Consider the following 13660-nt stretch of genomic DNA (forward strand, 5'->3'; position numbering starts at 1 on the left):
CTAAAGCCCTGCCGCCGTCGCGAGCTTTTTCATGTGCTCCCTGCCGGCAGCCCGGTCCCAGGCCTTCGCCGGCGGAAGCGCTGCAACCAGTCGGACGACGCGCGACCCCTCAAGGGATGCCGCGACGAACTCTGTCGATTCACTCAGGCTGTTGACCGCGTACTTGGCCGGCTGCCGAAGCCCCGGGAGGTCTTCGGCATTCATCAGGAGTGCAAACGGATCAGAACCTGCCGCTGCCTGCGGTGTCGGATAATTGCGCACTTCCACGAGGACGGCGTTGGTTGTAGGGCCACCATTTTCGAAGGGGTATAGACAAAAGTCCTGGGTCGTCCCGTCCGGGAGCCTGTCCGCGCTCGGCTGGGGCGCCTGAAGAGTTTGGGCGACTGATCCCAAGGCGTCCCGAATGGCCGCCTCGCTCAAGAGCGAGCAAGCGTTGGATTCCGACGTCGGCAGGACCGTCCGGCCGTCCCGCGCGGTGATCGGGGCCGTGGGGCCGTTCGTGGGCGAAGCCTCCACGGTGGAGCTGCCCGGTGCGGGACTGGGTGCAGGGCCACCCGAGGTGCACGCGGTGGCGGCACTCAGGATCAGCAATGCCGCGAATCCGCCGGTAAGACGCTTAGAGGAAGACATCGGAGCCTACGCCCATGATGAGCCGATCGCCGGGGGCGGCGGTCCGGAGGTAGCGCACGACGTCGCTTTCACTGAGCGAAATGCACCCCCAGGTGGGGACGGGATTCGCGTGGAGGAAAATCGCGAAACCGGCATTCATGGTGATCGGTGAGTCGGGGGCCCGGTTGTAGTTGATAACGGCGCCCTGCCTGTAATCGCCCGATCGGCGGGTGGCGTAATACCACATGTTCTCATCCGGGAAGATGTCGGAACTGGACTCGAAGTACTTGTTGTAGTTCGAATTCAGGCGTCCGCCCCAGCGCGAGTACGGGTTCAGCGTGAGGTAATTGAGCGCCGTTCCCGGGTTGCCCAATCCGAAAGCATCGGTGACCGTGAAGGAGCCCGTGGGGGAGTATTTGTTGCTCGTTGGGCCGGATGCCACGCCGGGGCGGGCGAATCCGCTTTCGCCGTCGAAACCGGTGGTGCTCCATTCGGTGACGTAGCTGCCGTTCTGCCGGAGGCAATTGACGAACGAGATCCGGGTTGAGGGGTAGTTTTCGGCGACGGCGAAGGAAACGCGGGACGTTCCGCCGGGGTATCGTGTGGCTCCGCGGTTCAGTGACTCACAGTAGCTAGACGGATAAAGGGAGTAACCAATGCCGGTCTGCGGCGACCAGCTGAGCTTTCCGTACTGGTAGAACTGTACGCATTGATCCCCGCTGCAGGTTTCGCTTCCGGTCGGGAAACCAAGGGAACCACGGTCGAAGTTTCGTGCTCCCCACTCCCTTCGGGTGGCGCCCCAGGTCGGGTGGGCGCCGGTGGACGGGCTCCAGATGATGGCGCCGCCCTGGTAGTCCTGGTAGCAGCCGCCCTGCGTGAGCCCGCAGGTTTCCGCGCCGGTGGGGTAGCCCATGGGGCCGTCGACGAAGTTGAGTGCTGCCCAGCGCGTCCGGATGGCCCCCCACGTCGGGTGGGCTCCGGAGGCCGGGCTCCAGATGATGGCGCCGCCTTCGTAGTCCTGGTAGCAGCCGCCCCGGGGCAGGCCGCACGTTTCGGCGTTGGTGGGGTAGCCCATGGGACCGTTCACGAAGTTCAGTGTTGCCCACCGCATCCGGGTAGCGCCCCACGACGGCTGGGCTCCGGTCGCGGGGGACCAGATGATGGCGCCGCCCTGGTAGTCCTGGTAACAGCCGCCCTTGGGCAGGCCACAGGTCACGTCCCCCGTGGGATAGCGCATGGGGCCGTCAACGAAGTTGAGGGTCCCCCAGCGGGCCCTGGTGGGGCCCCACGTGGGCTGGGCTCCTGTGGCGGGGGACCAGATGATGGCGCCGCCCTGGTAGTCCTGGTAGCAGCCGCCCTGGGGGAGTCCACAGGTTTCGGGGTTGGTGGGGTAGCCCATTTTGCCGTCGACGCCGTTCAGGGCGGACCAGCGGGCCAGGATGTTGCCCTTGACAGGCTGGGTGCCCGTGGTGGCTGTCCAGGCTATGGTGCCGTTGGCAAAGTCCTGGAGGCAGCCGCCATCCTTCAGCCCGCAGGTGGCTGGCGCCTTGGCGGCACCGAGGGTGCCGGTCGCGGCACCAAGACCCTGCCAGCGGTCCTGGATTGCCTGGGCCCCTGCGGACAGGGCCGCGTTCGCTTCGGCGGCAACTTCGGCCCGGGCGGGGGATCCGGCTGGCTCGCTGGGAACGGCCGGGGTGGCGGGTCCGGGTTGCGGGGGCGCGGTGTCCGTCGGCGCAGGGGTGACGTGGGCCGGGTCGCTCGGACCGGCGGACGGCGTTGCGGTCGAGTTGCCCGGCGTCACCGTGGCGGTGGCCGACGGGAGCGGCGCGGGGGCCGGCGCGGACTCGGCAATGGCCGGCGAGCCAAAGGCAACAATCAACGAAATGGATCCTATAATGGCCCACGCCGCTCGGTGGTGTCGTCTTATCTTGTTCATTTGTTCCCCCAATTAGCTGCCTTTGACCGGAACCAGACTAGCGGCAAATTCTGCACGGGGAAGCCTGTTAGTGCCGGACATGCCCAAATTGAATCATCTGCCGGAAAATAATTCCGCCAGCAGGCTCCATTCGACGTCGCGATAGCGGAGACGGCGACGTCGGTGGCGCGGGAAGCGGCGTTTCTGTCGGCAGCCGTTCGTCGCCATTCTTTGCGTCGCAATGGGCACGTTCACCAGAAATTAATCCAAAACGCCGACACTTTATCCCCGATATTATGGGGCGTGCGGTTAGCGGGAATCCGCATTTCTGGCGGACACGGGAACCTGGCTTGAGACCTCCTGCCTAACCGATGGATGCCCCGCCGAGCGCCTTCGCGTGCGGTCCTACTAAGGGACTCTTACCTCCGCAGGCGGCGCAGTGACCGCCACAGGCCTACGGTTTGGCGGCCGCCAGCGGTGTGAGCTTGACGCTCGCACCGAGCGTCGGAGACCAGGAGATGACACCGCCCTGGTAATCCTGTTTGCAGCCGCCGCCGGGCTGCCCGCAGGTCACGTCACCGGTGGGGTAGCGCAGGGGCCCGTCGACGAAGCCGGTGGCGGCCCAGGCTGTGCGGATGGGCCCGGTCGAAACGCGGGCTCCGGTGCCGGGGGACCAGATGATGGCGCCGCCCTTGTAGTCCTGGTAGCAGCCGGACTGCGGCAGGCCGCAGGTCAGGTCGCCCGTGGGGTAGCCGAGGGGGCCTGCGAGGAATCCGGTGGCGGCCCAGGCGGCGCGGGTCGGCCCGGTGGAGGCGTGGGCTCCGGTGCCGGGGGACCAGATGATGGCCCCGCCCTGGTAGTCCTGGTAGCAGCCGCCGGAGGGCTGGCCGCAGGTGACGTCCCCGGTGGGGTAGCCCATCGGCCCGGCCACGAAGTTCATCGTTGCCCAGCGGGCCCTGATCGCCCCGTAGGTGGGACGGGCGCCGGTGGCGGGGGACCAGATGATCGCCCCGCCCTGGTAGTCCTGGTAGCAGCCTCCCTGCGGGAGCCCGCAGCTCAGGTCGCCCGTGGGGTAGCCCATCGTGCCGGCCACGAAGTTCATCGTTGCCCAGGCGGCCCGGGTCGGGCCGGTGGAGGCGTGGGCGCCCGTGCGGGGGGACCAGATGATCGCCCCGCCCTGGTAGTCCTGGTAGCAGCCGCCCTGCGGGAGGCCGCAGTTAACGTCCGACGTCGGGTATCCCAGGGGGCCTCCGAGGAATCCGGTTCGGGCCCAGGCCGCGCGTACGTCGCCGGAGGTTGGGTGGGCGCCCGTGCGGGGGGACCAGATGATCGCCCCGCCCTGGTAGTCCTGGTAGCAGCCGCCGGAGGGCTGGCCGCAAATAACGTCCGACGTCGGGTACCCCAGCGGGCCTCCAAGGAAACCGGTTCGGGCCCAGGCCGCGCGCACGTCGCCGGATGACGGGCGGGCGCCCGTGGCCGGGCTCCAGATGATCGCCCCGCCCTGGTAGTCCTGGTAGCAGCCTCCTTGCGGCTGGCCGCAGTTAACGTCCGACGTCGGGTAGCCCAGCGGGCCGTCGAGGAATCCGGTTCGGGCCCAGGCCGCGCGCACGTCGCCGGATGATGGGCGGGCGCCCGTGGCGGGACTCCAGATGATCGCCCCGCCCTGGTAGTCCTGGTAGCAGCCTCCTTGCGGCTGGCCGCACACTATCCCCGAAACCGGAGCTCCGAGCGACGTCGCCGAAGAAGCCGCAGCGGCAATTGACTGGCTCGCCGCGCCCGGCACGCCCGTGGCAAACCGCTTCAGGCTGGCCAGATCGCCATTCCAGACATTGGAATCGCCGGCAAACGGTCCCGTGCTGCTGTACTGCCAGATGCTGTAGTTGCTCCAGCTGCTGGGAAGCGGGCCGGCGTTGTTGGAGGCGGAAATGGGGTATGAAGGGATCCACAGCGGGGAGTCACCGAAGCCGGGAGGGTTACCTACGCAATCCCTCCACCAGTAGTAACCGGTGTAGATGACGGGGACCCGTCCCGTCAGCCCCTGCATGGTGTTGCTGAAGTCGCGGGCCCAGGCCGTCAGATCACCGGGGGACATGTCGTAGCAAATGTTGCCCTGGTAGAAACCGTTGATCGTCTGGCCTGCGTACGGGTTGCCTTCAAAGTCCAGGACCGGCGGCATCGTGTAGCCGTCGCCGGACCAGCCGCCGCCGCTCTGCACGAAGATCCGGGCCTGGTCCGCCCCTGACGACGCCGCCGGGTTTGCATAGTGGTACGCGCCCCGGATCATTCCCACGCCAGCGGACCCGTCGTACTGGGCACCGAAGATCGGATTCGTATAGTAGTTCCCCTCGGTCGCCTTGATGTAGGCAAATCTGGCACCCATGTTCCACTGCTGCTGCCAGTTGACTGAGGGTTGGTGTTCGCTGACGTCCAGGCCCTGCACGCCGAAGGTCGGAGTCCACGTCCCCTGGGTTGTCAGAGTCCTGGCCCTGCCGCCCGTCAACAACGACGGGCCAGTCTGAAGCCCCTGGCCCATGTCTGCTCCGCCTCCAGCGGTCGCTGCGGCCATGGCTGCGCGGTAGCCTGCCGTCGTGCGGTCCGGGGTAACAGGGGCACTTGTGGTGGTAGTCGACGTTGCGGAAGACGATGTCGCGGAAGCGGACGGCGCGGGTGACGGCTCGACGGCGGCTGCCGGCGTCGCCAGCCCCGGCCCGGCAAGAAGCGAGGCGGCCAGGAGGACAGCCCCGAACCGGCGGCCGCGATGATTATTGGGGGGGAACAGGGTCCGCTTCATTTTCGCTCCGGAACAACGACACGCTCGCGGAGCCGCGTCATGTGGGTCTGGTCCCGGTGAATGCCAGGGAAAGCGGTCCGGGTCCGAGAATGTCTGACTTGTCGCGCCCACCCTAACACCGGGACAAAGCTGAAACCACTGTTTCTGGTGTTACGGATGGGAAAATTGTTCTGCCGCAGGCCATGCGGTTATCCACAGGCACCCCGCAGAAGCCTTGCCGGGGTGGCCGCCGGAACCTAGCTTTAACCCAATTGCACCGCCGCCTATCCCGGGCGGCCGTCATATTGGGGGCCGCATGGAGGCTGTGCGCATTGTCGAGGATGAGGTCCGCGAGCTGATCCGGCGCCGGGGCCTGGATCCCCTCCGGCAGGCCGGCGAAGTCCGGCGCCTCGTGGAGGCGGCGGTCAGCGACTACGACGAGCGGGCCCTCCTGGCCCCGTTGCCTCCCATCGGCCCGCTGGAGACGGCCCGCAGATTTGTCTACGACGCCGTCGCCGGCTTCGGGGCGCTGCAGCCCCTGCTGGACGACCCGGCGATCGAGGAAATCTGGCTGAACGCGCCCAGCGAAATCTATGTGGCACGCAACGGCGAATCGGAACTGACCTCTGTGTCCCTCACGGACCAGCAGGTCAAGGACGTGGTGGAGCGGATGCTCAAGAGCTCCGGCCGCCGCCTGGACATGTCATCCCCTTTTGTCGATGCTGCCCTTCCGGACGGATCCCGGCTCCACGTGGTCATCCCGGACGTGACCCGGCGCCACTGGGCCATCAACATCCGCAAGTTCGGGGTCAAGGCCAGCAGGCTGGAGCATCTGGTGGAACTGGGCACACTCACGCCGCAGTCGGCCCGGTTTCTCGGCGCAGCCGTGGCCAGCGGACTCAACATCCTGGTGTCCGGTGCGACCCAGGCGGGCAAGACCACCATGCTGAACTGCCTTGCCGCGAGCATCGGCACCCGCGAGCGGGTCATCACCGTGGAGGAAATCTTCGAGCTACAGTTTCCCCTCCGGGACGTGGTGGGGCTGCAGTGCCGCCAGGCGAACCTCGAGGGCGAGGGGGAGATCCCGCTGCGCCGGCTGGTCAAGGAGGCGCTGCGCATGCGCCCGGACCGGCTGGTGGCGGGTGAGGTCAGGGAGGCCGAGAGCCTGGATATGCTGATCGCGCTTAATTCCGGCCTGCCCGGGATGTGCACCGTCCACGCGAACTCGTCGCATGATGCGGTGACGAAGATCTGCACGCTGCCCCTGCTCGCGGGCGAGAACATCTCCAGTGCCTTCGTTGTCCCCACCGTGGCTTCCTGCATCGACCTTGTGGTTCATTGCAGCAGGCACGCAAACGGGCGCAGACAGGTGACGGAGATTCTGTCGCTGGGACGCAGAGTCGAAAACGGCATCATCGAATCGTCCATGGTTTTCGCGATGATCGATGGCCAGCTGCAGCCAAAGGCCAATTCGATGCCGGCTGCGGAGAAGTTTGCGCGGTCCGGGTACGACGTCGCGGCGCTGCTGGAGCCTCGCTGATGGCCCCGCTCCTCGGGGTTCTGGCCGGCACCGGGCTCCTGCTGGTCTGGTGGTCCGCGTGGGAGCAACCGCAAGGCGCCAAGGCCGCTCCCCGGACCAGCAGGCTGGAGGATCTGCTGCGCACGGCAGGAATAGAAAAGGTCAGTGCGACGGGGCTGCTGGCCACCTGCCTCGGCGTGGGGGCCTTTACCACCATCGTCTTCTTCGCCGGGACCCACTCGTGGCCGATCTCGGGATGTTTCGGGCTGTTCGGCGGCTGGCTGCCCATGGCCGTCGTGCGATGGCGTGCCCGGAAGCGCGCGGCCGTCCTGCGCCAGGTCTGGCCCGACGTCGTCGACCACCTCCGCTCGGCCATCAGGGCGGGCCTGTCGTTGCCGGAGGCCCTCATCCAGCTGGCGGACAAGGGGCCGTCGGAGCTCCGTCACGTGTTCCTGGACTTCGGCTCCGATTACCGCTCGGGCGGCCAGTTTGACCCTTCCCTCACGCGGCTGAAGGACCGCCTGGCTGATCCTGTCGCCGACCGGATCGTCGAAGCCCTCCGCCTGACCCGGGAGGTAGGCGGCTCGGACCTGGGCCGGCTGCTGGGCACGCTCGGCGAATTCCTGCGGGAAGGGGCCCGCACCAGAAGCGAACTGGAGGCCCGGCAATCGTGGACGGTCAACGCAGCACGGCTCGCAGTCGCCGCACCCTGGATTGTCCTGGTGCTGCTGGCGAGCCGGCCCGAAGCGGTGGCGGCCTACAACACGCCGGCCGGAGCCGCCGTACTGCTCGGCGGACTCGCTGTATCGCTGATCTCGTACGCCATCATGCTGCGCATCGGGGCCCTTCCGGAAGACGCGAGGGTCCTCCGGTGACAGGGCTCATGGCGAGCGCCACGGCGTGCGGAATAGTCCTCGGCAGTGGCCTCTGGCTGATGCTGGTCAGGCTTCCGTTCATGCGACCGATCACTTTCGTCGACCGCCTCCATCCCCAACTCAGGTCCCACAACCTGGAATCCGGGCTCCTGCGCGCCGCGCCGAAGAACATCACACCCTTTGGCCCGCTCGAACGTATTCTTCGCCCCGTGCTCCGTGACGGACTCGCGTCACTCGGCAGGCTCAACCTCGGCTCTGCGGCCCTGAACCGGCGTCTTGCCCGCGCAGGCACTGCCAGAACGGCAGTGGATTTCCGGGCTGAACAGCTCCTTTGGGCCGTTGGGGGATTTGTCCTGGCCCTCGCCGTGGTGCTGCTCGCCGGAGCCGCCGGACGGTTCAGCCCGTTCATCGCCGTCGTGGCTGTCCTCGGCAGCGCCATTGGCGGATTCCTGCTCAGCGACTACCTGCTGGGTGCCCGGATCAGGAGGCGCGAAGCCCGCATGATGGCGGAGTTCCCGAGCATGGCGGAGCTGATGGCCCTTGCGGTCAGCGCCGGGGAAAGTGCCACGGGCGCACTGGACCGGGTTTGCCGCAGTGCCAGAGGCGAACTGTCAAGGGAATTCACGCGCGTGCTCGCCGAAACCCGGGCCGGAAAGCCCCTGGTGGAAGCGTTGCAGGAGTTCTCGTCCCGGACCGAGCTGGGCCCCCTGGTCCGCTTCGTGGACGGAATGATCGTGGCAGTCGAGCGCGGGACGCCCCTCGCGGACGTGCTGCGGGCCCAGGCCCAGGATGTGCGGGACACGGCGAAGCGTGAGCTGATGGAGTCCGCCGGGAAGAAAGAAATCGGGATGATGGTGCCGCTCGTCTTCGGGGTGCTTCCGCTCACGGTGGTATTCGCCGTGTTTCCGGGCTTGGCTGCCATCAGCCTCGGGCTGTAACGGCGGCGGGCAGCCGGAGCACCGGCATGGAGGCGGGCAGCGCAGGAGCTATGGACAGCACCGGCGACGGAACAAGACAGGGAGCGCCGCAGCAGGCGAACACAAAGTTTGAACCAACAGAAGAAGGGGACCCAGTGAAGAACACCGGTATCCGCATTGCATTGTTGATCTGCACCATCAGTCTGCTGCTCCGGCGGCCCTCCGCCCCGGGGAGCGCGACTGCTAAGCGTAGCGGGGCCGGACATCCTGCCAGCGGCATGGACCATCCCGAACGCGGGGACGTGCCGGGCTGGGTGATGATTACGTTAATGTCGGCCGTGCTGGTCGCAGCCCTCCTGGCGCTCGCGGGCCCGGCGCTCGAGGCGCTCTTCAACCAGGCCATGAACAAGGTCGGTCAGTAGCCAATGGGCGCACCGGGCGGCGGCTGGGGCCGCCGGCGTTATCGGAACCGGAGGCGGCGCGAACCCCCGGCCTGCCCGGTCGTGGCCCCCGGCTGCGGCGGCGCCCGCGAGCGCGGCTCGGCGGTCGTGGACTTCGTCCTGGTCGGCGGGCTGCTGACGATGTTCTTTCTTGCCATCATCCAGCTCACCCTGGTCCTTCATATCCGGAATACGCTCATTGACGCTGCGGCCTCGGGCGCCCGCTACGGTACGCTCGCTGACCGCAACTCCGAGGATGCCCGTGCCCGGACGGCACAGCTGATCGGGATGGCCCTCAATCCCGACTTCGCCACGGACGTCAGCACCTCTGAATCCACGTACCAGGGCATCCGCACCCTGCAGGTGACCGTCCGTGCCCCGCTGCCGGTGATCGGGCTGATTGGTCCCCGTGCGCTGCTGGAGGTGTCAGGACATGCCGCCATCCAGCGATGAACCGGAAGCGCCTGACGGCGCGGAACGGGGGAGTGCGGTGGTCGAGTTCACCTTCCTCTCCCTGCTGCTGATGGTCCCGCTCGTCTACTTCATCATCACCGTGGGACAGCTCCAGGGCGGATCGTTCGCCGTCGTCGGCGCCGCGGACCAGGCCGCCAAGATCTATGTCTCCCAGCCCGATGCGGCGAGCGGCCGGGCAGCCGCGGAGCAGGCCGTCCTTCTGGCGCTCGCCGATTACGGGCAAGCGGCGGAGAACGCCAGCATGGACACCAGCTGCGAACCGTCGGACTGCGCGGCCGCCGGCTCGGCCGTGACCGTCACCGTCCACCTGGCGGTGCCGCTGCCGTTTGTGCCATTCAGCGATGCGCTCCGCCTCACCGCGGGCCACCTCACCGCCTCCGCCACCCAGACGGTCGGACGCTTCAGATGAAGCCCTCGCGCCGTCCGGGCACGAGTCCGGCCCCGCGCCGGAGCCGCCACGCCGTGCCCCCACGGGGTCAACGCGAAGCCGGCCAGATGAGCGTGCTGATCATCGGCTACGTCCTGCTGGCCCTGCTCGCCGCGACGGTCGTGACGGGCGTGTCCAGCGTCTACATCGAGCACAAAAAGCTCCTCTCGCTGGCGGACGGCGCCTCGGTGGCCGCGGCGGACAGCTTCACGCTGGGACAGCTCGAAAGCGCCGGCGGCAGCCCCACCGCTGTCCTCAGCGGCAGCCGGGTGCGCAGCGCCGCCGTCGACCATCTGGCCCGCAACGGTTCCTTCACGCGGTTCACCGGCCTGGCCGTCGCGCCGGGCACCGGGAGCCCGGACGGTTCCACCGCCGTCGTGGTCCTGACCGCCGCCGTCCACCCGCCGGTGGTCAACTTCCTGGTCCCGGACGGCATCAGGATCGAGGCGAGCTCGACGGCGCGCTCCCGGCTCACGCGCTAGCCCCGAAAGCCCATCAGTCTGGTTGCCCTATCAGTAGAGGCTGCCAACACGGCCCTTAGGCAACCCCAAGTGATAGGGCATCGGGCCGGACGGGCGGCTCGCACGGATAGCGTAGGGTTAAAAAACCATGGCTAACATTGATTTTCCAGCAGAAATCCGCGCGCTGCGCGCCACCTACGCCTCCATCGAAAACGTTTCGAATGTCGAGGCGCTGAAGGAAGACATCGCTGAACTGAGCGAGCGCGCCGGTGAGCCCAACCTCTGGGACGATCCAGCGGCCGCCCAGGTGATCACCTCGCGGCTCTCGCACCGCCAGTCCGAACTGGCACGCCTGGATTCGCTCGTCTCGCGGATCGACGACCTCGAAGTCCTGGTCGAGCTGGGCCAGGATGAGGATGACGCCGCCTCCATGGGCGAAGCCGCCACCGAGCTGGAATCGATCCGGAAAGCCCTGAAGGACCTCGAAGTGGTCACCCTGCTGTCCGGCGAGTTCGACGAGCGTGAAGCCGTGGTCACCATCCGGGCCGGGGCCGGCGGCGTGGACGCGGCGGACTTCGCCGAGATGCTCATGCGGATGTACCTGCGCTGGGCCGAACGCCACGGCTACCCGACCACCATCATGGACACCTCCTACGCCGAAGAGGCCGGGCTGAAATCCGCCACGTTCGAGGTCAAGGCGCCCTACGCCTACGGCACGCTGAGCGTCGAGGCCGGCACCCACCGCCTGGTCCGGATCAGCCCCTTCGACAACCAGGGCCGCCGCCAGACCTCCTTCGCCGCCGTGGAAGTGATCCCGCTGATCGAGCAGACGGACTCCATCGACATCCCGGACAACGAGATCCGCGTCGACGTCTTCCGCTCCTCCGGTCCGGGCGGCCAGTCGGTCAACACCACCGACTCCGCCGTGCGCCTGACCCACATCCCCACCGGGACCGTGGTCTCCATGCAGAACGAGAAGTCGCAGCTGCAGAACCGTGCGGCGGCCCTGCGCGTGCTGCAGTCCCGCCTCCTCCTGCTCAAGAAGGAGCAGGAGGACGCCGAAAAGAAGGCCTTCGCCGGTGACGTGAAGGCCTCGTGGGGCGACCAGATGCGCTCCTACGTGCTCAATCCGTACCAGATGGTCAAGGACCTCCGCACCGAGCACGAGGTCGGAAACACCTCGGCGGTGTTCGACGGCGAGATCGACGACTTCATCGACGCGGGCATCCGCTGGCGGACCGACAACCGCAACGCGGACAGGTAGGCCCGGGGCGCCTCGGCTGGGAGGTCCCTGACAATCCCGCGACACGCCCCCACGGCTCCGGCCGCCGCGCCGGTGCCCGTGCGTATAGTCAAGGAGCCGGAGCCCTACTTCCCCTAAACGAAAGCCCGCGCCCCGGCGGCAGAACTGGGCCGCAAGGCCGTGCCTGCAGGGCATTTAGGGCCATGATCCGCTTCGAAAATGTCACCAAGGTCTACGACCAGACCGCGCGTCCGGCGCTGGACTCGATCAACCTCGAGATCGACCGTGGTGAATTCGCCTTCCTGGTCGGCGCCTCCGGCTCCGGCAAGTCGACCTTCCTGCGCCTGGTCCTCAAGGAGGACCGCGCCTCCTCCGGCGCCGTCTACGTGGCCGGCCAGAACGTGGCGAACATTTCCAGCTGGCGCGTCCCGCGGCTCCGCCGCGGCATCGGCGTCGTCTTCCAGGACTTCCGGCTGCTGCCCCAGAAGACCGTGTTCGCCAACGTCGCCTTCGCGATGCAGGTCATCGGCAAGAGCCGCAGCGTCATCCGCGACACCGTCCCGGAGGTCCTCAAGACCGTCGGCCTGGAGGGCAAGGAGAACCGCCTGCCCCACGAACTCTCCGGCGGCGAGCAGCAGCGCGTGGCGATCGCCCGCGCCGTCGTCAACCGGCCCGGCATCCTGCTGGCCGACGAGCCCACCGGAAACCTGGACCCGACCACCTCCATGGGCATCATGGGCGTGCTGGACAAGATCAACCAGAACGGCACCACCGTCGTGATGGCCACCCACGACGACGACATCGTCAACGAGATGCGCAAGCGCGTCGTGGAGCTGAAGAACGGCGTCGTGATCCGCGACGAGGCCCGGGCCCTCTACACCTCCATGATTCCGGTGGTCGGCCAGTCGCGCCGGCTCAAGGATGCCAGCGGCCGGGACCCCGGGCCGGAGCCGGTGGCCGCGTCCCCGCGCAGCGGAACACGCGCCGAAGCGCGCGCCGCGGCGGAGGGCACGCTGTGAGGCTTGCGTTCGTCCTCGGCGAGATCGGCAGCGGCCTGCGACGCAACGTGTCCATGGTGGTCTCCGTCATCCTGGTGACCTTCGTGTCCCTGACCTTCGTCGGCGCCGCCGGGATGCTGCAGCTGCAGATCAACCAGATGAAGGGCTACTGGTACGACAAAGTCCAGGTGGCCATCTTCCTGTGCAGCGACGGGTCGACGGCGGCCGGCTGCGCCACCGGCCCGGTCACGGCCGAACAGCAGGCCAACCTGCGCACGCTCCTCGAGTCGTCCGCGGTCCACCAGTACGTCAACGACTTCGCGTTCGAGTCCCAGGACGATGCCTACAGGCACTTCAAGGAACAGTTCTCCAATTCCCCGATCGTGGAATCGGTGACGCCGGACCAGCTGCCGGCGTCGTTCCGGATCAACCTGAAGGATCCGGAAAAGTACCAGATCATCAGCGAGACCTTCTCCTCCCAGGCCGGCGTGGAATCCGTGATCGACCAGCGCCAGCTCCTCGAACGGCTCTTCTCCGTGATGAACGCGGCGTCCCTCGTGGCGGTGAGCGTCGCCGGCGTGATGATTGTCTGCGCCATCCTGCTGATCGCGACGACGATCCGGCTCTCCGCATTCAGCCGCCGCCGCGAAACCGGGATCATGCGCCTCGTGGGTGCCTCCAAGGCGGTCATCCAGCTGCCGTTCATCCTGGAGGGTGTGATCGCGGCCGTCATCGGTGCGGCCCTGGCCTCGGGCACGCTGTGGGCAGCGGCGCACTTCTTCCTCGGCGAGTACCTCGCCAAGCAGTATCCCGACACCGCCTTCATTTCACCTGCCCAGACGCTGCTCCTGGCCCCGGCCCTGATCGGCCTGGGCGTGCTGCTGGCCGGAACATCATCTCTGCTGACCCTCCGCCGGTACTTGAGGGTCTAGCAGTGCGCAACGAAAAGGGAATGCTTATGACACCGATGGTTCGCCCGGCCCCACGGCCCGGTCCGCGCCCTTGTCTCGCA

Annotated in this window: 13 protein-coding genes; 10 read left to right on the forward strand and 3 right to left on the reverse strand. The window is 67.5% G+C overall.

Translation table 11 applies throughout. The features are described from left to right. From ACQCSZ_RS04085 to ACQCSZ_RS04095, 3 genes are all read right to left on the reverse strand, one after another. Nucleotides 1–630 carry a hypothetical protein gene (locus ACQCSZ_RS04085; RefSeq protein ID WP_427006812.1) on the reverse strand — a complete coding sequence of 210 codons (630 nt, stop codon included), beginning with the start codon at nt 628–630 and terminating at the stop codon, nt 1–3. Continuing rightward, a complete protein-coding gene (locus ACQCSZ_RS04090; protein WP_427006813.1) occupies nt 617–2488 on the reverse strand; it encodes an LGFP repeat-containing protein in 1872 nt (623 codons plus the stop codon). The genes ACQCSZ_RS04085 and ACQCSZ_RS04090 overlap by 14 nt, the downstream gene beginning before the upstream one ends. Before the next feature lie 490 nt (nt 2489–2978). Then, a complete protein-coding gene (locus ACQCSZ_RS04095; RefSeq protein ID WP_427006814.1) occupies nt 2979–5090 on the reverse strand; it encodes a GH25 family lysozyme in 2112 nt (703 codons plus the stop codon). A gap of 520 nt (nt 5091–5610) precedes the next feature. On the opposite strand from ACQCSZ_RS04095, the gene ACQCSZ_RS04100 reads away from it, so the two are divergent. From ACQCSZ_RS04100 to ftsX, 10 genes are all read left to right on the forward strand, one after another. Next, a complete protein-coding gene (locus tag ACQCSZ_RS04100) occupies nt 5611–6834 on the forward strand; it encodes a CpaF family protein (RefSeq protein WP_427006815.1) in 1224 nt (407 codons plus the stop codon). Then, a complete protein-coding gene (locus ACQCSZ_RS04105; protein ID WP_427006816.1) occupies nt 6834–7688 on the forward strand; it encodes a type II secretion system F family protein in 855 nt (284 codons plus the stop codon). Before ACQCSZ_RS04100 ends, ACQCSZ_RS04105 begins: the two co-directional genes overlap by 1 nt. Continuing rightward, complete coding sequence (locus ACQCSZ_RS04110; protein WP_427006817.1) at nt 7685–8626, forward strand: type II secretion system F family protein; 942 nt, start codon at nt 7685–7687, stop codon at nt 8624–8626. Before ACQCSZ_RS04105 ends, ACQCSZ_RS04110 begins: the two co-directional genes overlap by 4 nt. 134 nt (nt 8627–8760) lie before the next feature. Further along, nucleotides 8761–9027, forward strand: coding sequence for a hypothetical protein (locus ACQCSZ_RS04115; RefSeq protein WP_427008484.1), 267 nt, complete (start codon nt 8761–8763; stop codon nt 9025–9027). A gap of 3 nt (nt 9028–9030) precedes the next feature. Next, nucleotides 9031–9498, forward strand: coding sequence for a TadE family protein (locus ACQCSZ_RS04120; protein WP_427006818.1), 468 nt, complete (start codon nt 9031–9033; stop codon nt 9496–9498). Continuing rightward, nucleotides 9479–9928: a hypothetical protein gene (locus ACQCSZ_RS04125; protein WP_427006819.1), complete on the forward strand. Its 450-nt coding sequence runs from the start codon at nt 9479–9481 to the stop codon at nt 9926–9928. Before ACQCSZ_RS04120 ends, ACQCSZ_RS04125 begins: the two co-directional genes overlap by 20 nt. A gap of 86 nt (nt 9929–10014) precedes the next feature. Continuing rightward, entirely contained in the window at nt 10015–10428 is a 414-nt protein-coding gene (locus ACQCSZ_RS04130) for a pilus assembly protein TadG-related protein (RefSeq protein ID WP_427006820.1), read from the forward strand. Between the two features lie 127 nt (nt 10429–10555). After that, nucleotides 10556–11671, forward strand: a complete 1116-nt coding sequence (prfB, locus tag ACQCSZ_RS04135) for a peptide chain release factor 2 (RefSeq protein ID WP_427006821.1) — start codon at nt 10556–10558, stop codon at nt 11669–11671. Nucleotides 11672–11853: 182 nt separating this feature from the next. Then, nucleotides 11854–12669, forward strand: coding sequence for a cell division ATP-binding protein FtsE (gene ftsE, locus ACQCSZ_RS04140; RefSeq protein ID WP_427006822.1), 816 nt, complete (start codon nt 11854–11856; stop codon nt 12667–12669). Next, complete coding sequence (ftsX, locus tag ACQCSZ_RS04145) at nt 12666–13580, forward strand: permease-like cell division protein FtsX (RefSeq protein ID WP_427006823.1); 915 nt, start codon at nt 12666–12668, stop codon at nt 13578–13580. The genes ftsE and ftsX overlap by 4 nt, the downstream gene beginning before the upstream one ends. Nucleotides 13581–13660 lie beyond the last annotated feature (80 nt).

Origin of the sequence: Pseudarthrobacter sp. H2 (assembly GCF_050157045.1) — a bacterium.
GTDB lineage: Bacteria > Actinomycetota > Actinomycetes > Actinomycetales > Micrococcaceae > Arthrobacter.